The 26,586-nt window shown below is 62.6% G+C and carries 25 protein-coding genes; 12 read left to right on the forward strand and 13 right to left on the reverse strand.

The features are described 5' to 3' along the window. The 6 genes from NFV80_RS06665 to NFV80_RS06690 form a co-directional block, all read left to right on the forward strand. Nucleotides 1-181, forward strand: a 181-nt coding sequence (locus tag NFV80_RS06665) for a hypothetical protein (RefSeq protein WP_296758204.1), incomplete at its 5' end; no start/stop codon positions are given. A 224-nt stretch (nucleotides 182-405) separates the two neighbouring features. Next, nucleotides 406-1,497 carry an isocitrate/isopropylmalate dehydrogenase family protein gene (locus NFV80_RS06670; RefSeq protein WP_295330286.1) on the forward strand — a complete coding sequence of 364 codons (1,092 nt, stop codon included), beginning with the start codon at nucleotides 406-408 and terminating at the stop codon, nucleotides 1,495-1,497. Between the two features lie 114 nt (nucleotides 1,498-1,611). Further along, nucleotides 1,612-2,322 (forward strand): alpha/beta hydrolase, encoded by a 711-nt coding sequence (locus NFV80_RS06675; RefSeq protein WP_295330284.1) that lies wholly within the window; start codon nucleotides 1,612-1,614, stop codon nucleotides 2,320-2,322. A 228-nt stretch (nucleotides 2,323-2,550) separates the two neighbouring features. Then, nucleotides 2,551-3,315: a ParA family protein gene (locus NFV80_RS06680; protein WP_295330281.1), complete on the forward strand. Its 765-nt coding sequence runs from the start codon at nucleotides 2,551-2,553 to the stop codon at nucleotides 3,313-3,315. Nucleotides 3,316-3,464: 149 nt separating this feature from the next. After that, on the forward strand, nucleotides 3,465-3,905 hold the full coding sequence (locus tag NFV80_RS06685) for a group 1 truncated hemoglobin (protein ID WP_295330278.1): 441 nt from the start codon (nucleotides 3,465-3,467) through the stop codon (nucleotides 3,903-3,905). 67 nt (nucleotides 3,906-3,972) lie between these two features. Beyond that, a complete protein-coding gene (locus tag NFV80_RS06690; protein ID WP_295330275.1) occupies nucleotides 3,973-4,617 on the forward strand; it encodes an NAD(P)H-binding protein in 645 nt (214 codons plus the stop codon). A 228-nt stretch (nucleotides 4,618-4,845) separates the two neighbouring features. On the opposite strand, the gene NFV80_RS06695 is transcribed toward NFV80_RS06690, so the two are convergent. Further along, nucleotides 4,846-5,421, reverse strand: a complete 576-nt coding sequence (locus NFV80_RS06695) for a sugar transferase (protein ID WP_295330272.1) — start codon at nucleotides 5,419-5,421, stop codon at nucleotides 4,846-4,848. Between the two features lie 575 nt (nucleotides 5,422-5,996). On the opposite strand from NFV80_RS06695, the gene NFV80_RS06700 reads away from it, so the two are divergent. Beyond that, entirely contained in the window at nucleotides 5,997-6,923 is a 927-nt protein-coding gene (locus NFV80_RS06700) for an XDD3 family exosortase-dependent surface protein (RefSeq protein ID WP_295330269.1), read from the forward strand. A gap of 179 nt (nucleotides 6,924-7,102) precedes the next feature. Here the strand turns inward: NFV80_RS06700 and rpoD are convergent, their stop codons facing one another. The 8 genes from rpoD to NFV80_RS06740 all read right to left on the reverse strand — a co-directional run bounded on the left by rpoD (nucleotide 7,103) and on the right by NFV80_RS06740 (nucleotide 16,845). Further along, the gene (rpoD, locus tag NFV80_RS06705) at nucleotides 7,103-9,049 is read right to left on the reverse strand and encodes an RNA polymerase sigma factor RpoD (protein WP_295330266.1); all 1,947 of its coding nucleotides are present in this window, start codon (nucleotides 9,047-9,049) and stop codon (nucleotides 7,103-7,105) included. 39 nt (nucleotides 9,050-9,088) lie between these two features. Further along, entirely contained in the window at nucleotides 9,089-10,855 is a 1,767-nt protein-coding gene (gene dnaG, locus NFV80_RS06710; protein ID WP_295330263.1) for a DNA primase, read from the reverse strand. 42 nt (nucleotides 10,856-10,897) lie between these two features. Beyond that, entirely contained in the window at nucleotides 10,898-11,347 is a 450-nt protein-coding gene (locus NFV80_RS06715; RefSeq protein ID WP_295330288.1) for a GatB/YqeY domain-containing protein, read from the reverse strand. A 132-nt stretch (nucleotides 11,348-11,479) separates the two neighbouring features. Next, complete coding sequence (rpsU, locus tag NFV80_RS06720) at nucleotides 11,480-11,692, reverse strand: 30S ribosomal protein S21 (protein WP_012807257.1); 213 nt, start codon at nucleotides 11,690-11,692, stop codon at nucleotides 11,480-11,482. Nucleotides 11,693-11,867: 175 nt separating this feature from the next. Further along, a complete protein-coding gene (gene glmM / locus NFV80_RS06725; protein ID WP_295330257.1) occupies nucleotides 11,868-13,235 on the reverse strand; it encodes a phosphoglucosamine mutase in 1,368 nt (455 codons plus the stop codon). A gap of 70 nt (nucleotides 13,236-13,305) precedes the next feature. Then, a complete protein-coding gene (gene folP / locus NFV80_RS06730) occupies nucleotides 13,306-14,187 on the reverse strand; it encodes a dihydropteroate synthase (protein ID WP_296758211.1) in 882 nt (293 codons plus the stop codon). Nucleotides 14,188-14,219: 32 nt separating this feature from the next. Further along, nucleotides 14,220-16,103 carry an ATP-dependent zinc metalloprotease FtsH gene (gene ftsH, locus NFV80_RS06735; protein WP_295330230.1) on the reverse strand — a complete coding sequence of 628 codons (1,884 nt, stop codon included), beginning with the start codon at nucleotides 16,101-16,103 and terminating at the stop codon, nucleotides 14,220-14,222. Nucleotides 16,104-16,224: 121 nt separating this feature from the next. Next, the gene (locus NFV80_RS06740; protein WP_295330232.1) at nucleotides 16,225-16,845 is read right to left on the reverse strand and encodes an RlmE family RNA methyltransferase; all 621 of its coding nucleotides are present in this window, start codon (nucleotides 16,843-16,845) and stop codon (nucleotides 16,225-16,227) included. An 18-nt stretch (nucleotides 16,846-16,863) separates the two neighbouring features. Here NFV80_RS06740 and NFV80_RS06745 point away from each other — a divergent pair, with 18 nt between their 5' ends. After that, nucleotides 16,864-17,247, forward strand: a complete 384-nt coding sequence (locus NFV80_RS06745; RefSeq protein WP_295330234.1) for a YhbY family RNA-binding protein — start codon at nucleotides 16,864-16,866, stop codon at nucleotides 17,245-17,247. 53 nt (nucleotides 17,248-17,300) lie between these two features. Here the strand turns inward: NFV80_RS06745 and NFV80_RS06750 are convergent, their stop codons facing one another. The 4 genes from NFV80_RS06750 to carA all read right to left on the reverse strand — a co-directional run bounded on the left by NFV80_RS06750 (nucleotide 17,301) and on the right by carA (nucleotide 22,658). Continuing rightward, a complete protein-coding gene (locus NFV80_RS06750) occupies nucleotides 17,301-17,765 on the reverse strand; it encodes a DUF4149 domain-containing protein (protein WP_295330237.1) in 465 nt (154 codons plus the stop codon). Between the two features lie 5 nt (nucleotides 17,766-17,770). Continuing rightward, nucleotides 17,771-18,247 (reverse strand): transcription elongation factor GreA, encoded by a 477-nt coding sequence (gene greA / locus NFV80_RS06755; RefSeq protein WP_295330239.1) that lies wholly within the window; start codon nucleotides 18,245-18,247, stop codon nucleotides 17,771-17,773. A gap of 69 nt (nucleotides 18,248-18,316) precedes the next feature. Beyond that, nucleotides 18,317-21,523, reverse strand: a complete 3,207-nt coding sequence (carB, locus tag NFV80_RS06760; protein WP_295330241.1) for a carbamoyl-phosphate synthase large subunit — start codon at nucleotides 21,521-21,523, stop codon at nucleotides 18,317-18,319. Next, a complete protein-coding gene (gene carA, locus NFV80_RS06765; protein ID WP_295330254.1) occupies nucleotides 21,507-22,658 on the reverse strand; it encodes a glutamine-hydrolyzing carbamoyl-phosphate synthase small subunit in 1,152 nt (383 codons plus the stop codon). The genes carB and carA overlap by 17 nt, the downstream gene beginning before the upstream one ends. A 385-nt stretch (nucleotides 22,659-23,043) precedes the next feature. On the opposite strand from carA, the gene NFV80_RS06770 reads away from it, so the two are divergent. The 4 genes from NFV80_RS06770 to NFV80_RS06785 all read left to right on the forward strand — a co-directional run bounded on the left by NFV80_RS06770 (nucleotide 23,044) and on the right by NFV80_RS06785 (nucleotide 26,060). Next, complete coding sequence (locus NFV80_RS06770) at nucleotides 23,044-23,280, forward strand: toll/interleukin-1 receptor domain-containing protein (protein ID WP_295330243.1); 237 nt, start codon at nucleotides 23,044-23,046, stop codon at nucleotides 23,278-23,280. A gap of 555 nt (nucleotides 23,281-23,835) precedes the next feature. Further along, nucleotides 23,836-24,165: a hypothetical protein gene (locus tag NFV80_RS06775; RefSeq protein WP_295330245.1), complete on the forward strand. Its 330-nt coding sequence runs from the start codon at nucleotides 23,836-23,838 to the stop codon at nucleotides 24,163-24,165. Between the two features lie 436 nt (nucleotides 24,166-24,601). Next, a complete protein-coding gene (locus tag NFV80_RS06780; protein ID WP_295330248.1) occupies nucleotides 24,602-25,264 on the forward strand; it encodes a hypothetical protein in 663 nt (220 codons plus the stop codon). 265 nt (nucleotides 25,265-25,529) lie between these two features. Beyond that, nucleotides 25,530-26,060, forward strand: a complete 531-nt coding sequence (locus tag NFV80_RS06785; RefSeq protein ID WP_295330251.1) for a formylglycine-generating enzyme family protein — start codon at nucleotides 25,530-25,532, stop codon at nucleotides 26,058-26,060. Nucleotides 26,061-26,586 lie beyond the last annotated feature (526 nt).

Consider the following 26,586-nt stretch of genomic DNA (forward strand, 5'->3'; position numbering starts at 1 on the left):
AAGCGGACAATTCATGTGCTACAAAACCGGACAGGTCTATTTGTTGCCAACACGGTCGTCTGCAAATCGAGGAGAAGCGGCGGGTACGATGCGCCGCCGGCGTTGCGAAGCGATCGCGGATGCGCGAGACGAGCACCGGCAGAAAGCAGAAATTGACCCGCGGGAAGAAAAAAGCGCTTGACCGAGTCACGCGTTTTCTTTATCTGTGAACCTGCGTCGGTCTCGGAGTGATTGGCGCGCCACCGAATGGACGCTGGGCGGCCATGTCGCAGTGGAGCGACGGGTGGCACGGGGGTACTCACCGACCTTCGCGCGTTCGCCTGCCGGTGATCGCCTTGGTCGTTCGTGGTGACGCGGTCGCTCGTACCCTACTCTCCGGTCTGTCAGGACAACGGAAGAACAATCATGAAAAGAGACTCCCGCTTTCGCATCGCCGTCATCCCCGGAGACGGTATCGGCCCGGAAATCGTCGGTTCGTGTCTGCAGGTGCTGGAAGTGCTGCGTGATCGTCTGGGTGGCGTTGGCTTCGACTTTCGACAACTCGAGGGCGGTGCCGGGCACTACCAGAAAGCGGGCGCAGCCTTCTCGGCGGAAAGCATGGCCGAGTGCAAGAAAGCTGACGCAGTGCTGTTCGGTGCGATCGGCTTGCCGGATGTCCGCTACCCGGACGGAACGGAAATTTCGACCCAGTTCGATCTGCGGTTTGAAATGGATTTGTACGCCGGTCTGCGTCCGATCCGCAGCTACCCAAGCCTGCCACGCGTGCTGGCCGACAAACGCGCCGTTCGCATTGATTTGGTCTTGGTGCGCGAACAGACCGAAGGTCTCCTCTACTCGCACCGGCGCGGGACGTTCGAGGACGACGTGGCATGGGAAACGATGAGAATCTCGCGCGAGGGCAGTCGACGGGTTGCCGAATTCGCGTTCCGGCTGGCCGAGCGCCGGGCCAAGACCCGGCGGCGTGCCGGCAAGGTCACGTGTGTCGACAAGGCCAACGTACTTTCATCGATGGCCTTCTTCCGCAAGGTGTTCAGCGAGGTGGCTGCCAGCCACCCGCAAGTTTCGGCGGAGTACGCCTACGTCGACGCAACGGCCATGAAGCTGGTCAAGGCCCCATGGGAGTTCGACGTACTGGTAACCGAGAACGCCTTTGGCGGCATACTTTCCGACCTCTCGGCCGGGGTCGTCGGTAGCCTCGGTCTGGCGCCGTCGGCCGACATCGGGGAGAGGCACGCGGTATTTCAACCGGCGCACGGAAGCGCGCCAGACATCGCGGGAAAGGGCGTTGCCAACCCGATCGCGCAGATCCTTTCGGCGGCACTGATGCTCGACTGGCTGGCCGACCAGCACGGCGAGCCGCGCCTGGCGCACGGCGCGCGCATTCTCGAACACGCAGTCGACAAGGCATTGACCGTCGTCTGCCCGATCGAACTCGGCGGCCAGGACGGCACGGTCGCGATCACCAAGGCGATCATGACGCAGATTCGCAAGGCCTGATCCTCGGCGGCACAACGATTCGCACGGCGCTTTGCTGGCGGATCGTCAATGGCATGCGCTGTCGCCGGGCCCGGCAGGGCTCGCACCACCACCAACCCCCAGGAGTTTCTTCCGATGACTGCCGAAAAGACGCCCGCCACTCCCGACTGCGGCTTGCTGCCGACGGTCGAACGACAAACTGGAGAATCCCCACAGTGCGCGATCATCTGGCTGCACGGTCTGGGCGCCGATGGGCACGACTTCGAGCCGATTGTCGACGAATTCGATTTTGACCAGTTGCCGGCGATCCGCTTCGTCTTTCCGCACGCGCCGATGCGGGCAGTCACCATTAACGGCGGCTACGTGATGCGCGCCTGGTATGACATTGTCTCTGCCGATTTCGCGCCGGGACGCGAGGAAAGCGAGGGTGTACGCGAATCAGCGTCCAAGATCGAGGCGCTGCTCGCGCGCGAAAATGCACGCGGGATCCCGGATTCCCGCATCGTGCTCGCCGGCTTCTCGCAGGGTGGAGTCGTTGCCCTGCACACCGGCCTGCGGCATTCCCGGCGCTTGGCCGGGATTCTGGCACTCTCGTGCTATCTGCCAATGACCGACACCCTGAGCACAGAAGCGCAGCCAGCCAATCGCGACGTGCCGATCTTCATGGCCCACGGGCAGGCGGATGCGGTCATTCCCTATGAACTGGGCAAACGCTCGGCCAAGCTGCTCAAGGCACTGAATTACCCGGTGCAGTGGCAAGGCTACGCGACGGAGCATTCCGTATGTCTTGAGGAACTTCACGACGTCGAGTCCTGGTTGACCAGGGTACTGGCCGACGCCTGCTGAAGTCGCTTTCCGCCCCTGCCCGCCGGAGAATCTGCAAGCGAAGGATTTCCGCTCGCAGCCGTCCCCGAATCGCCATCGGGCCGAGCAAATCGCCTGGCTGGCGCGCAAACAGGTGCGCATGACGCGTTCGTGGATGATCGAACCGGGCATGCGTACGCCTGCTCCTCGACGCCACTGCCCGAGTTGGCTAAACTTGGGCCAAGACCTTTCCATCCAAGAGGAAATATCATGCGCCGAGTGGTTTTCAATCAGAAAGGGGGCGTCGGCAAGTCCACGATCGCCTGCAATCTTGCCGCCATCGCCGCCGTGCGCGGCAAGCGGACCCTGCTGATCGATCTCGATCCACAGGCGAACGCTTCGCGCTACCTGCTCGGCGAGGCGCTGGACGAACAGCAGAAGACGCTGGCGAATTTTTTCGAGGACATTCTCGGCTACAAGCTGTTTCCGGAAACGCTGGAGTCCTTCGTCGTGCCGACCCGGTTTTCCAATCTCGCCGTTCTGCCATCCGATGCCAGACTCGAAGAAGTGCAATCCAAGCTCGAGTCGCGCTACAAGATGTACAAGCTGCGTGAGGCGCTGGAAAAGCTCAGGACTTTCGACGAAATCTTCGTCGATACCCCGCCGGCGCTGAATTTTTTCACTCGATCGGCGCTGATCGCTGCTGACACCTGCCTGATCCCCTTCGATTGCGACGATTTCTCTCGCCGCGCACTGTATTCGCTGCTCGACAGTGTTCGCGAGATTCGGGCGGACCATAACCGCGGCCTGCGCGTCGAAGGCATCGTGGTAAACCACTACCAGGCGCGGGCCAGGCTGCCGCTTCGTCTGGTCGACGAGTTGCGCGCCGAGGGACTGCCTATCCTGGATACATTCCTGTCCGCCTCGATCAAGATTCGCGAGTCGCACCACGAGTCGATGCCCATGGTCTACCTCGAACCGCGACACAAGCTGACCGAGGAATTTGCGGCGCTGTACGACCTGCTGTCCGGCTAGATGTGGGCAGGCTCGCGCGACGCTGACGACGTACAGTCGCCAGCGCGACATCGGTCCGCTGCATCCAGGAAATGTTTCTCCTCGTATTACGGGTACATCACGGCGAGCCGCCGCGATGTTTTCCAAGACCGATCACAAAGGAGAAAATCATGGGAGCTTTCTGGAAAGCCACTTCGGCAGTAACCCTCTCTCTGACACTGGCAGCGTGCGCCGGCACGCCGGCGCCAAAGCCGCCGTCGCTTTATGACCGCCTCGGCGGGCAACCCGCAATCACCGCCGTCGTCGACGATTTTGTCGCCAATGTCGCGGCAGACAAGCGCATCAACGGCCAGTTCGCGAATACCAACATTCCTCGCCTGAAAATGCTGCTCGTCGAACAAATTTGTGCGGGCACCGGTGGTCCCTGCCAATACACCGGTCGCGACATGAAGTCGACGCATGCACACCTGAAGATCAGCGAGGCTGACTTCAATGCCCTGGCGGAAGATTTGACCCGCACCCTCGACAAGTTCAAGGTCCCCGAGAAGGAGAGAGGCGAACTCATGGCGATCCTGGGACCGATGAAAGCCGACATCGTGACCGTCCGATGAAGTTGCCTGGCGCATGGGCTCGCATCCTGCCCCAGACGGCGCTTGATAACCGGGTGGAAGCGAGCGCATGCATGTCTTCGTGACCGGCGGTACCGGTTACATCGGCCGCCACCTCATCGCAAAGCTGATTGCGCGCGGGCATCGGGTTGCCGCCCTGACCCGACCGACATCGGCAAGCAAACTCGTTCCGAGTTGCCGTGTCGTCTTCGGCGACGCACTCGACGCCACGAGCTACATGCAACAGATCGGAGGCGCTGACACGCTGGTGCATCTGGTGGGCGTCGCGCATCCCGGACCGGGCAAGGTGGAGCAGTTTCAGACCATAGATTTCGCCTCTGCGCGCGCGGCATTGACTGCCGCCGGCGAATCGGCGGTCCAGCATTTCGTCTATCTCAGCGTGGCGCAACCGGCACCGGTAATGCACGCCTATGTCGCCGCACGTGCGAAAGCCGAGGCAATGATCCGTGCCAGCGGGATTGCCGCCAGCATCCTTCGCCCGTGGTATGTACTCGGGCCTGGCCACCGCTGGCCGCTGCTGCTGCTACCCGCGTACGCCCTGTGCGAACGACTGCCGGGTACGCGCGAGGCCGCACAGCGGCTGGGTCTGGTCAACCTCGAGCAAATGGCGATCGCGTTGCTGCGTTCGATCGAGCACCCCCCTCCAGGTGTGCGCGTCTGGGAAGTCCCGGAAATCCGCGCTGCCAACGGTTAAGGTGATGCTGCCCGGAAATTCCCTGGGCCGCCACCCAATCGCTGCCCGCTGTCGATGCTTTGCCGGTCGCTCGGCGCCTTTGAGCGCGGAGAGCGTTCGCGTCCTTCCCATTGGCAACGCTGGCGAATCTGTAACGCCATGACCACCTGGCCATGTCACGGCGCGTCGGACCCACGACCTCCCTCCAGACCGGGTCTCGGCGCGACTCTGCAGGCAGGTGCCCTGTCCTCAGTGGCTGACGCCTTCGCGCAGCAGGACCTTGACGAAAGTCAGCCACAATATCCGGAGATCCAGCGGAAGAGACCGTCTCTGCAGGTATTCGCTGTCGAGTTCGACCTTTTCGGAGATCGGCACATCGTCCCGACCGTTTACCTGCGCCCAGCCGGTCAAGCCAGGCAGCAGCTCGTGCACTCCGCGTTCGGTCCGTAGCGCAATCAAATCAAGCTGATTGTAAAGCGCCGGGCGCGGCCCGACGAAGCTCATATCTCCGACCAGAATGCTCCACAACTGGGGCAGCTCGTCGAGGCTGGACTTGCGCAGAAAGGAACCAATTGGTGTCAGCCGTGCCTGCGGATCCGTCAGCAGATGCGTCGCCACGGCGGGGGTACCCAAGCGCATGCTGCGGAACTTGGGCATTCTGAAAACCCGGTTATGGCGGCCCACACGGTCGGACCAATAGAGTGCTGGCCCCGGCGACGTGAGCCGGACCAGAAGAGCAAGCAGTACTGCCGGTAGCAACAGCAGCGCGACCGCCACGCTGGCGAGAGAAAGGTCCAGGATGCGCTTCGAAAGCGAGTAGCTCATGACAGGAGCGGCCGGAGTACCAATCCCGCGTGCAGATTGCCCAGGTCGTTGCCTGCCAGCGTGACGACTTCCCGATGAATGTCCGGCGCTCCACGCCTAACAGTGGACAGAAAAGAGCACAGGCAATCGGCGCAGATACTACGGCACGGCGCGCCAATCGAGTTCCAGAGGATCTGCTGCGACGACCACCGGAAGTCGAAGAGATAGTTCACGAAGGGGCGGGGAAAACCACTAGGGAAGCGGTTGCTCCCGGGCACTGATTCCTGCACAAGCTGGCCGTCTCCCCCGAAAATCGGACGACGCGGCCGCCAGTCTTGGAAAAGTCCAACCCTCGTGACGTAGTTCATAGCCCCCTGACGCCTCGCAGAGAGACACTACGCCCCGAAGTCGAGTCAGCCATTCGGATTCGCCTTTACCGCTTCGCTTCGCGAACTGCCAGCCGTCCAAAGCCAGGAAACGCGATGCTTGGCTTACCCGGCCCAAGCCGCAATGATTGCCGTCATTGCTCAAGCTTAACCGGGGGAAAAGCGACTTGCCAACCTTTTGGATTACGAAAACGACCGTAGGAATATACCATGAAAACCAAATTACGCAAGACCCTCGGACTACGAGGCTTGGCTTCTCCATCGAGTGCTTCCTCAGCGGTCGCTGGCGGCAAGCGTAGGCGCCTCGCCCCTGTCGTTGCCTGCAGTCTGCTCGCGCTGACAATGGCCGCCCCGGGTATCGGCAATGCAGGTACGATCTACAATGGCTGGAATTACGCGATCGACTCGTTCGGCGATGGCTCCGGCGGTGCCAGCTTCGAGGAACTCGGTCTTGCCTTTCGTCAGTCGGGATCCACCGGCTACTTCGCAATCAGCGGCGGGATGCCGCTGGCCGGAGTCCCATGGGGGTCGGCGCTGAATGGTAGCGTGGCCCCCGGTGAAATGTACCTCAATTTCTCCGCACACAACCTCGACACGCAGGCCAAGTTCACCGATGCAAGAGTCTATGCGATTCGTTTCGCCAGCGCCAACGATTCGCTCGGCAACGTCGGCGGCAGCAATACGACGCTGGGTCTTTTCCAGAACGTTACGGTAACCAATCTTGCGCCGCAGAATTCCGGCTACGCCACACTGCAGGACTACTACAACCATGGCTTCGGCGCGGCAAGCCAGGCGATGGGCGACTTGAGCACGACGACCGACGTGATCAACTATCTCGGCAATGGCGGAATGTTCCCAAACATCGCAACCGGTACCAAGGTGGCCGACATCAACCTGCTCAACCCGGTGGCCCTCGCCGCGCTCGGCCTGGACTTTGCCCACTTTTCCGCCGCCGGCAGCAACGTCTTCGGCTTCTCGGTCGATCTTTCCTCACTGCCCCAGGGAACGTTCACCGCACACTTTTTCGAGGAATGCATCAACGACGGTATAGCGCTTCGCGGCGAGGTCCCGGAGCCTGGAACCCTGGCATTGCTGAGTCTCGGTCTTGCCGGCGTGTCGCTACGCCGTCGCCGCTGACGGAGTGCCCGTTCCAGCCGGAATCTCGTACAGACAACGGCCGATGCGCGGCTGGATTGAGCGCCGTATACCTCGGCTACGCCGTGTGCATCTGGCTTCCACCCACCGTGGTCGCCAGATGCATACGCTGCTTCGGTTACCCAACGAGGATAGTGGCAGGGCCGATGCTGTGGCCGCGGCTAGCCGTTGCCATTGTCAAGGAAGCTGCGCAACTTGTCCGAGCGTGACGGGTGGCGAAGTTTGCGAAGTGCCTTGGCCTCGATCTGGCGAATGCGTTCACGCGTTACATCGAACTGCTTTCCGACTTCCTCGAGAGTGTGATCGGTATTCATTTCGATGCCGAAGCGCATGCGCAGCACCTTTGCCTCGCGGGGCGTCAAGGTGTCCAGCACATCCTTGGTGATGAAGCGCAAGCTAGAATAAAGCGCAGCTTCGGTGGGTGCGAGAGTCGCGTGATCCTCGATGAAGTCGCCAAGATGCGAGTCGTCGTCATCGCCGATCGGGGTTTCCATCGAGATCGGCTCCTTGCTGATCTTGAGAATCTTGCGGATCTTTTCCTCCGGCATCTCCATCTTCTTGGCCAGCGTTGCCGGGTCGGCCTCGACACCGGTCTCCTGCAGAATCTGGCGTGAAATGCGATTCATCTTGTTGATCGTTTCGATCATGTGCACCGGAATACGGATCGTGCGCGCCTGATCGGCGATCGAACGAGTGATTGCTTGCCGGATCCACCACGTGGCATAGGTCGAAAACTTGTAGCCACGCCGGTATTCGAACTTGTCTACGGCCTTCATCAGACCGATGTTGCCCTCCTGGATGAGGTCGAGAAATTGCAGGCCGCGGTTGGTATATTTCTTGGCAATGGAGATCACCAATCGCAAATTGGCTTCTGTCATCTCGCGCTTGGCGCGGCGCGCCTTGGCTTCGCCGGTGGACATCTGCTTATTGATGTCCTTCAGTTCTTTCAGAGGAATGCCAATGCGATCCTGCAGGGCGAGCAATTTGCGCTGCTCTTCCTTGATGTTGGGCGCGTTACGGGAAAGGATCGCGCCATAGGTCTTTCCACCGGCGACGATTTCGGCGTCGACCCAGTCGATGTTGAGTTCGTTTCCCGGGAACACCTTGATGAAATGGACACGCGGCATCCGCACCGTATCAACGCAGATCCTCTGAATCTTTCGCTCGCAGGCCCGTGCTTCCTCGACCATGGCGCGTACCGAATCACACAGGCGCTCGATGGTTTTCGAGGTGAAGCGAATCCCCATCATCTCTTCCGAGATCTGCTGCTGCAACCGCAGGTACGCCTTGTCCTGCGAGCCTTTCCTCGGCAATATGTTGCGCGCCTGCGCGTAATAGGTTCGGATCAGTTCCAGACGTTCCAGCCCTTCGGTCTTCAGTTTGAGCAATGAAGCGGCAGCAGCGGCGCCTTCCACGGCTTCTGCGCTATCCTCATCCTCCTCGTCCTCGCTTTCCACGACCTCTTCCGCGAGCGCTTCCAGCGACTCGTCAATCTCGGGATCGATCAGTCCGTCAATCAGTTCGTCGATGCGCATCTCATCGCGCGATATCCTGTCTGCACAGCTGAGGATTTCGGCAATCGTCGTCGGGCAGGCAGAGATTGCCTGGATCATGTGCTTGAGGCCATCTTCGATACGCTTGGCGATCTCGATTTCGCCCTCGCGCGTGAGCAGTTCGACCGAACCCATTTCGCGCATGTACATGCGCACGGGGTCGGTCGTCCGGCCGAACTCCGAATCCACGGTAGACAGCGCCTGCTCTGCCTGTTCCTCGACATCGGCGTCGTCCGCACCTGCCGCAGGTGTCGCATCCGACATCAGCAGCGTCTCCGCATCGGGAGCCTCGTCGTAGACCTGGATCCCCATGTCGTTGAAGGTGCTGATGATGCTTTCTATCTGCTCGGCGTCAACGACGTCGTCCGGAAGATGGTCATTGATTTCGGCGTAGGTCAGAAAGCCGCGTTCCTTGCCGAGCTTGATCAGTGTCTTGAGGCGCATCTTGCGCGTCTCGTCGTCCACCGGTGTTGGCTGGGTTCCAACCTGCGCCAGCAGGTCTGCCGCTGCCTTGGCTTTCGCCGCCTTCGTGGTTACCGACTTGTCCCTTACCATGACCATTTCCCAAAGACAATAAACTGGAAAAACCCTTAATTATATCGCACCTGGGCTTCGGACGCCTGCTCCCCGTCCCGTCGGCCCGCTCGCCAGCAACGCCAGATAGTGGCTCTTTTCCTCACTCGAAAGGCCGCTGACGCCAAGCTTCTGAACCTTTTCCTGCAAGCGTGCGAAGGCGCGCCTGTGCTCGCTCTCCAGCAACCGTCCCACTGCGCCCTCGAACACCGCGTCGATCTGGTCTTCGGCAAAAGGCTCGTGCATTAGTTCAGCCGCTGCTGCCCGTAGAATGCTCTCGTACTCATTGCCCCGGAGCCTTTCGAGCAGCACCGGGTAGGCCGGCGCCTGCTCTCCGGCAGCAGCAATCGTTGCACATAGCAGACGAACTGCCCGGGCTTCGGCCATATTGTCCGGTAATGATTCGAGAGGCAGATCACCGGCGAGTTTCGGTTTTTGCAGCAGCAATCGCAACAAAGGCCGCAGCAGAGAGGGCGCTTGCCGCGGAGCGCGTGGCGGCGCCACTCGCTCCAGCGGGCGAAGCTCGCACAGTTCTTCCACCTCGGCTTGCGAAAAGCCGCTGACCTGCGCCAAGCGCTTGACGAGTTGCAATCTCAGCAACGGTGAACGCAGGCGGACAAGCAGCGGCTTTGCCTCGGCAAGCAGTCTCGCCCGGCCTTCGGCACTACCCAGGTCGCATTGCCCCGACAACTCCCGCAGCAGGAAGTCGGAGAGCGGCATCGCCTGAGTGACCAGTCGAAGGAACGGATCCCTGCCGTGCTTGCGTACGAAGCTGTCCGGGTCTTCGCCCTCCGGGAGAAACACAAAGGCAATGCCCTTGCGTTCGGCAAGTACCTCCAGGCTGTTTTCGAGCGCTCGCCAAGCCGCCTTGCGCCCGGCAACGTCCCCATCAAAACAAAATACGATGCGTTCCGCCTGGCGCAGCAGCTTCTGCACCTGCACACCGGTAGTCGCCGTCCCAAGTGTCGCCACGGCATTGCCGATTCCATGCTGTACCAGAGCCACGACGTCCATATAGCCTTCGACAACAATTACCGTATCGCTTTCACGAATCGCCGTACGCGCCTGCGGCAGACCGAACAGCTCGCGCCCTTTCTCGAACAGCGGCGTCTCCGGCGAGTTGAGGTATTTCGGCTGACTCTGTCCAAAGGCCCGCGCGCCGAAGGCGATCACATCTCCCCTCTGGTTGGCAATTGGAAACATCAGCCGATCGCGGAAGCGGTCGTGCAGGCGCCCTCGCTCGCCAGCGATCACCAGGCCGGCCACTTGCAGAGCGGGGCTGCCGTAGTCGTCGAAGGCGGCGGCAAGATTCTGCCACCCCTCCGGGGCATAACCGAGGCCGAACCGACGAGCGACTTCCCCACTGACGCCACGCGCCTTCAGGTAGGCTATCGCCTTTTCGGAAACCTTGAGCTTCTGGTAGTAAAACTTCGCAGCGCGAGCCATGGTTTCGCCGAGAAGCTGCACTTGCTGACCCTGCCGGGGCGTCGTTGCGTGATCGTCGGGGAGCTGCAGTCCGCTGCGCGCGGCGAGTTCCTTGACGGCGTCGATAAAGCCGAGGCCCGCATACTCCATGAGAAAACTGATCGCGTTGCCGTGCGCGTTGCATCCAAAGCAATGGTAGAACTGCTTGCTTGGGCTGACTGTGAAGGAGGGCGAGTGCTCGCTGTGGAACGGACAGCAGGCGGCAAAGTTCGCGCCTGTCTTCTTGAGCGGTACGTAGCCTTCAATCAGGTTAACCAGGTCGACCCGATACAGCAAGTCCTGGATGAAAGATTCCGGGATCAACGTGTCCCCTTGGGCGGGAGGCCAGGTCGGCCAGGAAATCGTTCAGGAGCCCGTCAGTCGCGACCTCACCAGGCGCGAGACTTCGCCCATGTCTGCTCCACCAGCCAGCTTCGCCCGCAGAACGGCCATCACCTTACCCATGTCCGCCGGACCGCGGGCACTGGTTTCGGCGATAGCCGTAGTGACTGCATCAGAAATCTCCGACGCAGAAAGCCCGACGGGCAGGTAACCGGCAAGGAGTTCCATTTCGAAGCTTTCGGCATCGACCAGATCCTGACGTCCGGCCGCAGCGTACTGTGCGATCGAATCCCTCCGCTGCTTGAGCATTCGGTTGATGACTGCGACCACCGCCGTGTCGTCGAGTTCGATCCGCTCGTCCACCTCCCTTTGCTTGATCGCCGCCAACAACAAACGCAGCGCACCGACTCGTCTCGCCTCCCTCGCCCGCATGGCATTCCTGACGTCTTCGTTGATCCGTTCTTTGATGGTCATCATCAGCTTCCTTCCGGGTTTTACCAGCCCGCCATCGGAGAGCGGCGAACACGCCTCCTCCGGAATGCGCCGAAAACAGAAATAGCCGCCAGTCGTGAGACGGGCGGCTATCTGGCCAGCAGCGATCGGGGGTCAGTACAGTTTGGGTGGTAGCGTCTGGCTGCGCATCCGCTTGTGGTGACGCTTGACTGCTGCCGCCAGTTTTCGCTTTCTTTCCGCCGTAGGCTTCTCGTAAAACTCTCGAGCCCGCAACTCGGTCAGCAGCCCGGTTTTCTCGACGGTACGCTTGAAACGACGGATGGCAACTTCGAACGGCTCATTTTCCTTGACGCGTATGGCTGGCATCGGCTCTTCCCAAGTTCAAAAAATATCGCAGTACAGTTTAGCCGACTATTATAAACACGGTTGGCAACCACCTCCAAGGATCTTTTTTGAGGAACTCTGGCGACGGTCCGGACACGAGTGGCGGTGACCGTGACGGGACCCCGGCAGCGCGTCGCACCGCTGCGGGGCCAACTGCTCACGACGAGACGGCTTCTCGCACGGCGGCGGCCAACGTCTCAGCAGCCCGACAGACAGTCGCCGCATCCTGGCCTTCCACCATGACGCGCAGCAGCGGCTCGGTGCCCGACGCACGCAGCAGGACCCGTCCACAGCCGTTGAGTTCGGCTTCGACCTCACGCTTCGTGGCATCAATCAAGGGATGCTCCTTCCACGGAAAACCCCTGCTCAATGCGACATTGATCAACTTTTGCGGGTAGAGTTTGAGATTTCCGAGAAGCTGTTGCAGGTCGCCCCCCTCTTCACGTAGCGTGGCAAGGACTTGCAGGGCGGAAACGATGCCATCGCCCGTGCTATGCCGGTCGAGACAGAGAATGTGGCCGGAGTTTTCGCCACCATAAAGCCACCCTTTCTGCCGCAACATGTCCATCACGTAGCGGTCGCCAACATCGGCGCGGACAAACGGTACTTGACACTCGGCCAGCGCATGTTCCAGCGCAAGATTGCTCATCAAGGTTCCCACGACGCCCGCCACCCGCCCCTGCCGCAGACGGCCGCGAACGACGGCGTAAAGCAGCTGATCTCCATCGTAGATGTTGCCCTCGGCATCGACCATCATCACCCGATCGCCATCACCGTCAAGGGCAATCCCGATGTCGGCTCCTTGCGCCAGGACGGCCTCGCGCAAGGCCTGGGGGGCCGTCGCCCCGACATCCTGGTTGATGTTGAGGCCATTGGGCTCGGTGCCGATAGTGCTGACCTCGGCACCCAATTCGTGAAACACATGTGGCGCAATGTGATAGGCGGCGCCGTTGGCGCAGTCGACGACGATCTTGAGGCCCCGCAAGTCCATCTCGAACGGAAAGGTGCTCTTGCAGAACTCGATGTAACGCCCGTCCGCATCGTCGATCCGCCGCGCACGACCGAGACCGGCCGAGGGCACACAGGCCAGAGGCTCGTCGAGTGCTGCCTCGATCTCCAACTCCACGTCATCCGGGAGCTTGGTGCCCGAAGCCGAGAAGAACTTGATTCCGTTGTCGTAGTAGGGGTTGTGCGACGCGGAAATGACGATCCCGGCGCGCAGGCGCAGGGCTCGGGTAAGGTACGCGATGGCTGGTGTGGGCATCGGCCCGACGAGACAGACATCGACACCGGCTGCCGACAGACCTGCCTCCAGCGCCGCTTCCATCATGTAGCCGGAAATCCGGGTGTCCTTTCCAATCAGGACCGCCGGACGCTCTCCCGCCTTGACGTGACTACGCGCATTGTCCTGTGCGGCGAGAACTCTGCCCGTTGCGTGACCCAGACGCATGACGAAATCGGGTGTTATCGGGACGTCTCCGACGCGACCACGCACGCCGTCGGTACCAAAATACTTTCTTGACACGATCTTCTCTCCCCATGAGCGCAGACAACCTGACAAACAGCATTCTACGCAAATGCTGCGGACGAGAATGTCAAGTAAGACACATCTCTATTTCGGTGCTGCGCTCCCCTTGGCCTTCCACGGCACGCCAGACGGCCAACGCGTCGCGCGTCTGCGCAACATCGTGAACTCGCAGGATGCGTGCACCGCGCTGTGCAGCCAGAAGAGCTGCGGCGATACTCCCTGCCACACGATCTTCGACCGAGCGCGCGGTCACCGCGCCGAGCATCGACTTGCGTGACAGGCCTGCCAATACGGGAAGCCCTTCCATCGACAACTGCTCAAGCCGGCGCAGCAGTTCGAGATTGTGCTGCACGGTCTTGCCGAAGCCAAAGCCAGGATCGAGCAGCAGACGCTCGCGCGCAATTCCGGCCTCGCTGGCCGCCGCCACGCGTTCGCGCAGGAAGCACCGTACCTCATCGAGGACGTCACTGTAGACGGGGTTTTTCTGCATGCTCGATGGATCCCCCTGCATATGCATCAGACAGATCGCACAGTCGCTGTCCGCCACTGCAGCGAGCGCCCCTGGCATGCGAAGCGCGTAGATGTCGTTGATCATCGAAGCTCCGTGCGCCAGTGCCGCCCGCATCACCCGGGGCTTGTAGGTATCGACCGAAATCGGCACGCCGCAGCCCGCGAGTGCATCGAGGACGGGCAGCAGCAGACGGAGCTCTTCGTCCACGGAAACCGGCACTGCACCCGGTCGCGACGACTCCGCACCGATGTCGAGCAGGTCGGCGCCTGCTTCAATCTGTCGACGGGCATAGGCTACGGCACGCACCGGATCGCCTGCCAAACCATCGCCGGAGAAGGAATCGGCCGTCAGATTGACAATGGCCATCACCAGCGTGCCGGCACCTGGCAGCCGGAAGCCGCCGCACTGAAGCATTGCCGCGGAGGACTGCGACGGCATTCCCCAACTCCGTCTTCAGGAATTTTTGTGATTCAGGCCGGTGCGGTAGCGCTTGGCGCGGCGTCCGGCGTATTGTGGTCCGGCTTGCTCGGGGTGGACGTTTGCGGCTGCTTGGGAGGCCGCGGCGGTTTGCCTTCCATGATGTCGTTGATCTGGTCGGAATCTATGGTTTCGAGTTCGAGCAGAGCAGCAGCCATCGCCTCGACCTTGTCCCGATTCGCCTCGAGAATTCCCCGTGCCAGGGCGTATTGCTCGTCGATGATGCGACGGATTTCCCGATCGACCTTTTCCAGCGTCGCTTCCGAGAGGTTCTTGTGCGTGGTCACCGAGCGCCCGAGGAACACCTCACCCTCGTTTTCCCCGTAAACCATCGGACCCAGTTCATTGGACATGCCATACCGAGTAACCATGTCACGCGCCATCTGAGTGGCTCTCTCGAAGTCATTCGAGGCACCGGTGGTCATCTGGTTCATGAACAGCTCTTCGGCGATGCGGCCACCAAAGAGAACGGCAATCCGACTCATCAGATAGACCCGGTCGTACGCGTAGCGGTCCTCTTCCGGCAATTGCATGGTCAGGCCAAGAGCACGACCACGCGGAATGATCGTCACCTTATGCACCGGGTCCGATTTCGGCATCAGTTTGGCAACCACCGCGTGACCGGACTCGTGGTACGCGGTGTTGCGCCTTTCGTCCTCGTTCATCACCATGCTGCGGCGCTCCGCACCCATCATGATCTTGTCCTTGGCCTTCTCGAAATCCTCCATATCGACCAGACGCTTGTTGCCGCGCGCTGCGAACAGTGCCGCTTCGTTGACCAGATTGGCCAGATCGGCGCCCGAAAACCCGGGAGTCCCGCGTGCGATGATGTCGGCCTTTACGTCGGGCGACAGCGGGACCTTGCGCATATGTACCACGAGAATCTGCTCACGGCCGCGGATGTCCGGCAGCGGAACGACCACCTGCCGGTCGAAACGGCCCGGTCGCATCAGCGCCGGATCGAGCACGTCCGGGCGGTTGGTCGCAGCGATCACGATGACGCCAACGCTGGCTTCAAATCCGTCCATTTCGACCAGCATCTGGTTGAGAGTCTGCTCGCGCTCGTCATTGCCGCCACCCAGGCCGGCGCCGCGCTGACGCCCGACGGCATCCAACTCGTCGATGAAGATGATGCATGGCGCATGCTTCTTGGCATTCTCGAACATGTCCCGCACGCGGGCCGCACCGACCCCGACAAACATCTCGACGAAATCCGACCCAGATATGGAGAAGAACGGCACCTTCGCCTCGCCGGCAATCGCTTTCGCCAGCAAGGTCTTGCCGGTACCCGGGTTGCCCACCAACAGCACGCCCTTCGGGATGCGACCGCCAAGTTTCTGGAATTTCGATGGATCGCGCAAGAAATCGACCAGTTCGGAGACTTCTTCCTTGGCCTCGTCGCAACCCGCGACATCGGCGAAAGTAATGGTATTTGTCGATTCATCGAGCAAGCGGGCCTTGCTCTTGCCAAAAGAGAAAGCCCCGCCGCGACCGCCACCCTGCATCTGACGCATAAAGAAGATCCAGACGCCGATCAGCAGCAGCATCGGGAACCAGCTGACGAAGATGCTCATCAGGAAGGATTGCTCTTCTTCCGGCTTCGCTTCGATCTTGACCCCATGTTTCAAGAGGTCGGACACCATCCACAAATCCGGCGGCGCGTAACTCGTCAGCTTGCGACCGTCGGTGGTCGTCGCCTTGAGCACGCGCCCTTCGATCACTACCTTGGCAATGGTTCCCTTGCCCACTTCCTCGATGAACTGCGAGTACTCCATCGACGACTGGGTGACCTGGCGGTTATTGAACTGGTTGAAGACCGTCATCAGGACGAGCCCGATCACCAGCCAGACTGCCAGATTCTTGAACATGTTATTCAATACTTCACCTCTTCCCTGTTGCCCATCGCGGCATGCTTCGGAAAAACGTGCCATCGCACGAATTTAGACATCGTACATTCTAAACTGATTCGCGCTTGCAAGAGCAAGATCGACGACCTTCTCAAGCCTTCAGATTCCGGCCGAGCAAGTACGCTTCCGGGCTGCGGTCCCGCGAAGCGCCCGGCTTGCGCGAACACACCATCTGGAACGTTTTGCGCATTTCCAGCAGAAAATCGGGAAAACCTCGACCCTGGAAAACTTTGACCAAAAAGGCGCCGTCCGGTTGCAGCCACTTGCGAGCGAAATCCAGGGCCAATTCGGCCAAATGCGTGCTCTGCGCTTGGTCGCGGACAGCGACCCCGGAGATGTTGGGCGACATGTCGGAAAGCACAAGTCTCGGCTTTTCGCCGCCCAGCAGCCTTTCAAGCACGTCGAGTACCGCCTGCTCGCGAAAATCACCCAGCACGAAAGTGACGCCGCGCAAGGGTTCCATCGCAAGGAGATCGACGGCAACGATGCGGCCCTTGCCGTGCATCCGTTCGGCCGCCACCTGCGACCAGCCTCCCGGAGCCGCCCCCAGGTCGACGACGACATCGCCGGCACGAATCAGGTGATCCTTGTCATCGATCTCCAGCAGCTTGTACGAGGCACGCGAGCGATAGCCTGCAGCCCTGGCACGCTGTACGTAGCTGTCACGCACGTGTTCACGTAACCAGGCATTGCTCGCTTTGCTTCGATTCACTGGTGGAAACTCGTTAGAATGAGGAATTTATCAAAGGTACCCGGCATGCTCAACCTTGGATCCGACGAACGTCGCGCCCTGCGCGCCCGTGCCCACTCCCTGCAGCCGGTGGTTTCGATCAGCCGGAACGGCCTTTCCGAAGCCGTCGTCAAGGAAATCAACACCTGTCTCGCCAGCCACGAACTGATCAAGATCCGAATCTACAACGAAGACCGCGACGCCCGTGAAAGCTTTCTGACCGCGCTTTGCGAACGCCTGGATGCGGCACCTGTACAACACATCGGCAAGCTGCTGGTGATCTGGCGTCCGCGTCCCGACCCATCGGGCGCGGCACCAAGGACGCGCGCCAGACCGCCTGTGACCTATCGCAGCAAACGCAGCTTCCGGGATCAACAGGACTGAATCCGCTGCACAGCGACGGTCCCTGAGCGGCCGCGGCAAGCAACTTCGTTTCCTTATCGGGCGCTCCTGCCAGCGCCGGTGACGAGCAGCAAGCCAAGCAGACTCTGCACCAGATAAAGGATGCTCGACACGCCATGCCAGGCGACAAAGCGGTCGCGCAGAATGCTCTCCATCACCTCTCGCGGCAGGGCATCGGCCTTCAGTTGCGCCAACAGCGGTTGCAGGCCGAAGAGGCTGACGAGAGTGAGCAACAGCATGAGCAAGACCAGCCAGAAATTGCGCCGCCGCAAGACGGCGCTGCGCCCGCGCAGCAGCATGAACAACAGCAGGTAGCCGCCGCAGCCGAGCCCCACCCAGCCGATCCATTCGAACAGCCTGCCGGCGAGCACGCCCGCCATTTGCCGGTCGGTGCTCAAGGTGGCGAAGAGCGTCGGCGCAACGAGATAGCCAATCGCCCACATGCCGCCGACCCAGAAGGTCAGCGCAACGTCGTACAACGCGTCGGCCAAGCGTCGCATCGCGATCACTCGTAGCGGACTTCGATCACTTCATACTCGCGAATGCCGCCCGGTGCCTGCACCTCGGCGATATCACCAGCGAACTTGCCGATCAGCGCACGCGCGATCGGCGAATTGATCGAAATCTTGCCCGCCTTGATATCGGCTTCATCCTCGCCGACGATCTGATAACTCACGCTGCGGCCGGTTTCCTGATCCTCGAGATCGAGCGTTGCACCGAAAACGCAGCGACCGTCGGCGTCTAGCAGCTTCGGATCGATGATCTGGGCGTTCGCCAGCTTGTTTTCCACTTCCTTGATGCGACCTTCGACGAATCCCTGTCGCTCCTTGGCTGCATCGTACTCGGCGTTTTCCGAGAGGTCCCCATGCGAACGCGCCTCGGCAATTGCCGCGATCGCACGCGGTCGCTCGACGGTCTTCAGATGATGCAGTTCGGCACGCAGCTTTTCAGCGCCGGTCACGGTCACGGGTACTTTGCTCATATCGTCTGGCCAACGAAAACGCCGACGCCCGCTCGCCCGGCGGCGCCGACGATGGATTGGATGAACAACTCAATGCAATTGCGCGTGCAAATCCTGTATCGGATAGACAACCAGCTCCCCGCGGTTCCTGATCCCGGCTGCTGCCGCCTCGGCGCCCCAGATCGTCGTGTAGATGGTCACCCTTGCCGCCAACCCGGAGGTACGGATCGAGCGCGAGTCACTGATCGCCTTGCGCTTTTCGTCAACGGTGTTGATGATCAGAACCACCTCGTTGTTCTTGATCATGTCGACCACATGCGGGCGCCCTTCCGTCACCTTGTTCACCGGGGTGACAGCGATTCCAGCCGCCGCGATGGCCGCCGCGGTACCGCGTGTCGCGAGCAAAGTGAAGCCCGCCGCCTGCAGCTCGCGAGCGATATTCACCGCTTTCGCCTTGTCCGATTCCTTGACGCTGACGAAGACCTGCCCCGAACTCGGCAGGCGCACGCTTGCCGCCATCTGACTCTTGACGAAAGCCTCGGAAAAGCTCAGGCCGACTCCCATCACCTCGCCGGTAGATTTCATTTCGGGGCCAAGGATGGTATCGACGCCGCGGAATTTGGCAAAGGGAAAGACCGCCTCCTTCACCGAAAAATACGACGGAATCACCTCCTCGGTAACTCCCTGACTGGCGAGCGACTGTCCCACCATGCAGCGGGCTGCGATCTTTGCGAGTTGCAGACCCGTGGCCTTGGAGACGAAGGGTACCGTGCGCGACGCACGCGGGTTTACTTCGAGGACAAAAACCACCCCCCTCTGGATCGCGAACTGAACGTTCATCAAGCCGCAGACCTGCAGACCTTTGGCCATCAAGCGCGTCTGTCGGCGCAGTTCATCCTGCAGTTCGACCGACAACGAATACGGCGGCAACGAACACGCGGAATCGCCCGAGTGCACGCCGGCTTGCTCGATGTGTTCCATCACCCCGCCGATGAACACCCGTTCGCCATCGCAGATCGCGTCGACGTCCACCTCGCAGGCGTCGTTCAGGAAGCGGTCGAGCAGTACCGGTGAATCATTGGACACCTTGACCGCCTCCCGCATGTAGCGTTCGAGGTCGCGCTCCTCGTGGACGATTTCCATCGCCCGGCCACCCAACACGTACGACGGTCGAACCACCAGCGGGTAGCCGATTTCGGCGGCCAGACGCAAGGCCTCGGATTCGGTGCGCGCGGTGCGGTTCGACGGCTGCCGGAGACCGAGTTCCTGAAGCAGCTTTTGGAACCGTTCGCGGTCCTCGGCTGCGTCGATCATGTCCGGGCTGGTACCGATGATCGGTACGCCGTTGGCATCGAGGTCGCGCGCCAGCTTGAGCGGCGTCTGACCGCCGTACTGGACGATGACGCCCACGGGCTTCTCGACGGCAACGATCTCCAGCACGTCCTCGAGCGTCAGGGGCTCAAAGTAGAGGCGGTCGGAAGTGTCGTAGTCAGTGGATACCGTCTCCGGGTTACAGTTGACCATGATCGTCTCGTAACCGTCTTCGCGCAGCGCGAGCGCCGCATGCACGCAGCAGTAGTCGAATTCGATTCCCTGCCCGATGCGATTCGGGCCGCCACCCAGGACCATGATCTTCTTGCGGTCGCTGGGATTCGCCTCGCACTCCTCCTCGTAAGTCGAGTACATGTAGGCAGTGTCGGTCGCAAACTCCGCCGCACAGGTATCGACACGCTTGTAGACCGGGCGCACGCCCAGCTCGTGGCGGCGCCCGCGAACCGCCGTCTGCGTCGTTCTCATCAGCGTCGCCAGGCGCTTGTCGGAAAAGCCTGCGCGCTTCAGATACCACAGCTCGTCGCGGGAAAGTGATCTGAGCTGCCTTCCGCGGATGCGCTCGGCCTTCTGGTACAGATCCTCGATCTGCGCCAGGAACCATGGATCGATCGCCGTCAGGCGATGAATCTCGTCCAGGCCGAGACCGATGCGGAAAGCGTCGGCAACGTACCAGATTCGCTCCGGGCGCGCCTCGCTGAGCGCGGTTTCGATTTCCTCGCGGTCGACGCTCCGTTCGTCGAAGCCGTCGGCGCCGATTTCGAGGCCTCGCAGGGCTTTTTGCAGAGACTCCTGGAAAGTGCGTCCGATGGCCATGACTTCGCCGACCGATTTCATCTGCGTCGTCAGGCGCGAGTCGGCCTCGGGAAACTTCTCGAAGGCGAAGCGCGGTACCTTGGTCACCACGTAGTCGATCGACGGTTCGAACGACGCCGGAGTGCGGCCACCGGTGATGTCGTTGGCCAGTTCGTCCAGCGTGTACCCGACCGCCAGTTTTGCCGCCACCTTGGCAATCGGAAAGCCGGTCGCCTTCGACGCCAGCGCAGAGGAACGCGACACGCGCGGGTTCATCTCGATGACGATCATCCGCCCGTCCTGCGGGCAAATGGCGAACTGCACGTTCGAACCGCCGGTATCGACGCCGATCTCGCGCAGCACCGCCACCGCGGCATCGCGCATGATCTGGTATTCCTTGTCGGTCAGCGTCTGCGCCGGCGCGACGGTGATCGAGTCACCAGTGTGCACTCCCATCGCGTCGAGGTTCTCGATCGAACAGACGATGATGCAGTTGTCCTTGTGGTCGCGGACGACCTCCATCTCGAATTCCTTCCACCCGATCAGAGACTCCTCGATCAGCAGCTCTCGGGTCGGGCTGGCCTCCAGGCCGCGCTTGCAGATCTCGACGAACTCTTCCTGGTTGTAGGCAATGCCGCCACCGGAGCCGCCCATCGTAAACGACGGACGGATGATTGCCGGATAGCCGATCATCGCCTGCACCTGCAGCGCTTCCTCCATCGAGTGCGCCACCGCCGAACGCGCCGAACCGAGACCGATCGCCGTCATCGCCGCCTTGAACTTCTCCCGATCCTCGGCCTTGTCGATGGCCTGCCGGGTGGCGCCGATCATCTCGACGCCGAAGCGTTCGAGGACGCCATGGCGGGCCAGATCGAGCGCGCAGTTGAGCGCCGTTTGCCCGCCCATGGTCGGCAGCAGCGCGTCGGGCCGCTCCTTGGCGATGATCTTTTCGACCACGCGCCAGGTGATCGGCTCGATATACGTCACGTCGGCCATGTCGGGATCGGTCATGATCGTCGCCGGATTCGAGTTCACCAGGATCACCCGGAACCCCTCCTCGCGCAGCGCCTTGCACGCCTGCGCGCCGGAGTAATCGAACTCGCAGGCCTGGCCGATGACGATCGGACCGGCGCCAATGATCAGAATGCTCTTGAGGTCAGTGCGCTTGGGCATGGCGGACCTTTTGCTCTTGCATCATTTCCACGAAGCGGTCGAAGAGGCCGGCAATGTCGTGCGGACCCGGGCTCGCTTCCGGGTGCCCCTGAAAGGAAAACGCCGGCACGTCCGTGCGCGCGACCCCCTGCAGCGATCCATCGAACAGCGAGACGTGCGTCGTCACCAGGTTGGCCGGCAGGGAATCGGCGTCGACCGCGAAGCCGTGGTTCTGACTGGTAATCAGGACCTGCCCGGTACGCAGATCCTTGACCGGGTGGTTGGCTCCGTGGTGGCCGAACTTCATCTTCATCGTCCTCGCGCCGGAAGCCAACGCCAGCAACTGGTGACCAAGACAGATGCCGAAGATCGGCGTGCCGGCGGCAAGCATCTCGCGGATCGCGCAGATCGCGTAGTCGCACGGTTCGGGATCGCCAGGACCGTTGGAAAGGAACACCCCGTCCGGCTGCTGCGCAAGGACTGCACGCGCGCTGGTCTGGGCCGGCACGACGGTCACCCGGCAGCCGCGCGCGGACAGCATGCGCAGGATGTTGTGCTTGACGCCGAAATCGTAGGCGATGACATGCAACTGTGGCGCGGGTGCGGCTCGATAACCCTGCAGACCCCACTTGCCGCCCGACCATTCGTAAGCGTCGGCAACACTCACCACCTTGGCAAGATCCATCCCGGCAAGACCGGGAAAGGCGCGTGCCTCGTCGATCGCCTGCTGTTCGTCGATGTCGACGGCCATGATGCATCCCGCCTGCGCACCCCTTTCACGCAGGATGCGGGTCAGCTTGCGCGTATCGACGCCGCCGATCGCCACGATGCGGTGTTTCTGCAGATATTCCCCCAGCGTTTCCTGCAGGCGCCAGCTCTCGGCACGAAGCGGCAGATCGCGAATCACCAGCCCGGCAGCGTGGTTGCGGGCGGACTCGAAGTCCTCGTCATTGCAACCGACGTTTCCGATGTGCGGGTAGGTCAGCGTGACGATCTGGCGGCAGTAAGATGGATCGGTCAGTATCTCCTGGTAACCGGTCATCGCCGTATTGAACACGACTTCGCCGCTGGAACGGCCTCCGGCGCCGACCGCCAGGCCGCGGAGAATCGTGCCATCGGCCAGCGCGAGAATCGCGGGCGGAAGAGAGGGTAACAAGGACACGCAGGGCTCCTGTGCATGTTGCAGTTGAATTTGGCGTCTGTCCGACCTACAGATACGCAAAAGCGGGACGGCCAGGCAGCCCTCCCGCTCGAATCTTTGCAAGCCGGCCGATTATACCGGAGCAGACCCTCTTTCGACAATTCGCGCGGCCACCATCGCGGCGTGGCGGCGCCGGCGGCACTCCGCCAGCACGCCGGCAGCCCGCTTCGAAGCAGGAACCGCGCTTTTCCGTCGGCTGCCGTTGCGTGCCTGCGGATCACTGGGAGATATCGGCAGCACGCGCGACGACTTGAGCCGGTCTTCGGCGTCCGTCGGCAACCGCGTTGCGCAGACTCGTGGCAAGCGGGTTGCAGGGCCTTGCCCGGAAAGGAAGCCGCCCATGGCCGGCAGGATCTTCATCAGCTACAGTCACCAGGACGCGCAGTACTGCCGCGAGATGGCGACCGCGCTGGAAGCGAATCGCATGCTCCGGGACGCGGTCTGGTACGACAGGAAGCGAATCGAAGTCGGCGACCGCTGGTATCGGGAAATCGAGCAGGCGCTGGCCGCATCGAGCATCGTCTTCCTGCTGGTGAGCCAGAAGCACACCAACCACGGCTCGACCGTTGCGGCCTGAAAGCGCTGCTCGCCGCGCTGCTCGCCAGAACGCCGGCGCAGCGCCGGACTTTCGACGCGCTGTTCGTCGCCTGTTGCCCCGAGCACGACGCCGACTGGCCGCACAGGCGGCGATGGCCGACGCGGCCGCGCGCACGCCGGCAGCCGCGGCGAGCGACGAGGGGCCGCGATCTGCCAGCCAATCCGCTTCGCCGCCCCCGCCGCCACCGCCCGACTGGCGGCAACGCCTGCTGCTCGCCGCCGCGACGCTGCTCGTGCTCGCGGCACTCGTTTCGGCGATTTGGCCGCCACCGCCACCATCCCCCCCTCGTCAATATACGGGACGAACCCGCGGGCGTGCCGCTGCCGCCGGCGGTAGCCACGGCTGGCGACCCCGAGCTGCCCGACCAGCCGGTCGACAAGTTCTGGACCTGACGCGTCGACGCCGTCGAGCCGGCGGCGATTCGCGTGCCGCCGCGACTCGGACCGCTGCCATTGGCGCTGCTCGGCGCGCGCGCTGGCGATCGCCGCTTTCGTCTGGTGGCGTTACCGGCAGCGCTTTCCGGTCATCGAAGCGTTGCCGTCCACGCACCGCGGCGTCGGCTGGCAGCCGCTGCCGACGCCCGCGCGCGGCGAGCGCGGGCCGACCGACCCGCGCCGCCGACGCCAGCTCGTCTGGAACATCGAGCAGTTCATCGCCGACGACCCCACGCGCCGGCTGGATCTGCCACACACCGTCGACGCTACGGCGCGTGCCCGCGGATGCGTGCGCATGCACTTCCTGCCGGCGGCGTACGAGCGCGCGGTGTGGTTCTGGCTCGACCCCCATTTCGAAAGACCACTGGCGAGGCAGGTCGCTGGCGAACTGCTGGCGACACTGCGTGCGGACGGGCTCAACGCCCGCTAGGGCCAGTTCACCGACCTGCCGCTGCGCGTCGACTGCCCCGGGCAGCCCGGCTATCGGCCGCTCGCCGAAGAGGGCCAGGGCCGCCAGGCGCTGGTCACCATCCTGACCGATGGCGAAGGTCTGCGACAGCGCCTCGAACATTCGCTCTACCGGCAACAGGCGCTGCGCCTGTTGCGTGCGCTCGCGCAGTGGCCGCGCCTGTGCTTCGTCGCCTGCTCGCCGCGCGGCGAGCAGCTTGCCGCACTGTTCGCGGACTGCACGGTGCCGCTCGAAGCCGTCCCCTTGCCCCGGCTTGCCGACTGGCTCGGCGGGGTCGGCAGCGACCCCGCGGCACTGGCACCGGTCGAGTCGCGGCTATGGGGAGCACTGCGACAATGGGTCGCGGTCGTCTCGCTCGGCGGAGACCAGGCCGACGCCGCCGCCGCGATCCGCCTCTGTGCAGAGTTGCATCTGCCGGCAGATCCGCTGGCAGCTCGACCGCATCGTCGCTGCCGCTGCCGAGCCGCGCGAGCGCCGGCGGCTGATCAACTGGCTGCTGCGCTGCGAGGCGTCGGACGACCGGGCGCTGGCCGACGGCGATCTGGCGAAGCGCGCGATCGCCTGGTGGAGCGAGCGCTACACCGACGCCGAGCGGCAGAAGGAGCAGCAGGAAAATCCGCTGTTGCCGTGGAGGAACTCGCTTGCCAACCGCCGCTGGCAGCTCGAACGCGCGCTGTTGCAGTTCGCCATCGATCCCGGGGCTGCCGCCGATCGCCTGTGCGAACTCGCCGGCGACCAACTGCGCGCCGAAATCGAGCAGCGCCTCGGCGAATTTGTCGCCGCCGAACATCGTCGACGCAATCGCGACGGCGACGGCGACGGCCAGTACATCTACCTCAACTGGAGTTTCGCCGCGCAGCCGCCGACCACCCGCCACCGCCTGCGCGAGCTCGGCTTTGCTGCCGGACTGTTCACTGGCGGGCCGGTAATCCCCCGCGCCTGTTGCTCGGCGGAGCGATCCAGGAGCACCCGGTGTTCGCCGCACAGACGCTGCGCCTCGTCCCACGCGACGGGCAGAGCGCCTACCGCGTCACGCTCGGCAGTGCGCGTGCCAGCGTGACGCTGCCGGGGCTCGCCGGCGGCGCCGAAGTTCCCGCGAGGTGGTGCTGGCAAGCCGGCGAAAACGCGCTGCAACCGGCGGACAGCAGCGTCCTGCTGCGCGCCGTACCACGAGCGCGCGGCCCGGCAACTGGCGATTCGCCTGCTCGACTGGGGCAGCGCCGATCCGGTCCTGGTCGGGTTGGACTGGGCTCCCCACCTGGACGATTGGCTCGGCAGCAACCCGGAGCTGGACCGACGGACGCAGGTGCTCGTCGTCGTCGCCGATGGCGCGTGCGCTGAACTTCGCCGGAGCGAAGGCAGTTGCCGCGGCAGCGCTGCCGTGGCGCGTCGTCGCGCAGGGCGGCGACGCACGCATCGCGAGCGGGCCGGAGTGGGAGCGGGAGAACGTCGGCGGAATCGAGTGGGTATGGGTCTACCCGGGCAGTTTCACGATGGGTTCGCAGCCGGGCGAGCCGATGGCCTACGAATCGGAGATCGTCGATCCACCGCGCATCGTGACGCTGTCCGCGTTCCAGATCTCGGCGAGCGAAACGACCAACGCGCAATACGCGCGCGCCTTTCCCGAGCATTCGCCGCGCGACGATCTGCCGAGCGAGGCGCAGTGGCAATACGCCGCGCGCGGCGGCAGCCGAACGCGCTGGCCTTTCGGCGACGACGAGACGCAATTCGGTCGCCATGCCTGGTTTGCCGACAATTCTGGACGACAGGCTCATCCAGTCGCACAGAAACTTCCCAACCCGCTGGGTCTCCATGACATGCACGGCAACGCGGAGGAATGGACGCGCGACTTCTAGGCAGACTACGAGTCGGGCAGCTTCGTCGACCCCGAAACTGCGACGGGAGACGGCAGGCGGGTTCTGCGCGGCGGTCTCGTCGTCGGTTCGCCCAAGAACCTGCGCTCGGCGCACCGGGACGGCGGCGATGCCGTCACGCTCTGGGGCCCGATCCCCGGGTTCCGCTGCGTTTGTGTCCCGCCCCAGCATTGAGCCATTATTGATTCGCTTCCGTGTCTGGCGTGGCATGCTGGCCAATGGCCCGAGGGGGCTTGCTGCGTTGGGGCCGAGCGTAGCGAGGCCCGAGCAATTTGTGCATTTGTGTTGTCTTGCTGGCCACGAGCGTCGATTTGGCGGTTCTCCGGGTGGTCTCGCGTAAGGAGGCGCTGGTCCGCAGCGTTCGTTCGTACCATGGACTGCTGGCGTTTCCATGAACGGTCGAGAGCCGAAGGAAGCGTTCCGTTGGATGTTCGGATCGTCGATGCGTCAGCTAAGGAGCCTAGCAAAAATAAGTTGAACAAATATGGCCCGGGGAATACCATGTGGT

It is taken from the genome of Accumulibacter sp. (assembly GCF_023806565.1).
Classification (GTDB): Bacteria; Pseudomonadota; Gammaproteobacteria; order Burkholderiales; family Rhodocyclaceae; genus Accumulibacter.

Bases quoted from the DNA above. Each gene is read 5' to 3' on its own strand.
- NFV80_RS06670 (WP_295330286.1), top strand. From the start codon at position 406: ATGAAAAGAGACTCCCGCTTTCGCATCGCCGTCATCCCCGGAGACGGT.
- NFV80_RS06675 (WP_295330284.1), top strand. From the start codon at position 1,612: ATGACTGCCGAAAAGACGCCCGCCACTCCCGACTGCGGCTTGCTGCCG.
- NFV80_RS06680 (WP_295330281.1), top strand. From the start codon at position 2,551: ATGCGCCGAGTGGTTTTCAATCAGAAAGGGGGCGTCGGCAAGTCCACG.
- NFV80_RS06685 (WP_295330278.1), top strand. From the start codon at position 3,465: ATGGGAGCTTTCTGGAAAGCCACTTCGGCAGTAACCCTCTCTCTGACA.
- NFV80_RS06690 (WP_295330275.1), top strand. From the start codon at position 3,973: ATGCATGTCTTCGTGACCGGCGGTACCGGTTACATCGGCCGCCACCTC.
- NFV80_RS06695 (WP_295330272.1), bottom strand. From the start codon at position 5,421: ATGAGCTACTCGCTTTCGAAGCGCATCCTGGACCTTTCTCTCGCCAGC.
- NFV80_RS06700 (WP_295330269.1), top strand. From the start codon at position 5,997: ATGAAAACCAAATTACGCAAGACCCTCGGACTACGAGGCTTGGCTTCT.
- rpoD (WP_295330266.1), bottom strand. From the start codon at position 9,049: ATGGTAAGGGACAAGTCGGTAACCACGAAGGCGGCGAAAGCCAAGGCA.
- NFV80_RS06715 (WP_295330288.1), bottom strand. From the start codon at position 11,347: ATGACCATCAAAGAACGGATCAACGAAGACGTCAGGAATGCCATGCGG.
- rpsU (WP_012807257.1), bottom strand. From the start codon at position 11,692: ATGCCAGCCATACGCGTCAAGGAAAATGAGCCGTTCGAAGTTGCCATC.
- folP (WP_296758211.1), bottom strand. From the start codon at position 14,187: ATGCCGTCGCAGTCCTCCGCGGCAATGCTTCAGTGCGGCGGCTTCCGG.
- NFV80_RS06745 (WP_295330234.1), top strand. From the start codon at position 16,864: ATGAGGAATTTATCAAAGGTACCCGGCATGCTCAACCTTGGATCCGAC.
- NFV80_RS06750 (WP_295330237.1), bottom strand. From the start codon at position 17,765: ATGCGACGCTTGGCCGACGCGTTGTACGACGTTGCGCTGACCTTCTGG.
- greA (WP_295330239.1), bottom strand. From the start codon at position 18,247: ATGAGCAAAGTACCCGTGACCGTGACCGGCGCTGAAAAGCTGCGTGCC.
- carB (WP_295330241.1), bottom strand. From the start codon at position 21,523: ATGCCCAAGCGCACTGACCTCAAGAGCATTCTGATCATTGGCGCCGGT.
- NFV80_RS06770 (WP_295330243.1), top strand. From the start codon at position 23,044: ATGGCCGGCAGGATCTTCATCAGCTACAGTCACCAGGACGCGCAGTAC.
- NFV80_RS06785 (WP_295330251.1), top strand. From the start codon at position 25,530: ATGGCGCGTGCGCTGAACTTCGCCGGAGCGAAGGCAGTTGCCGCGGCA.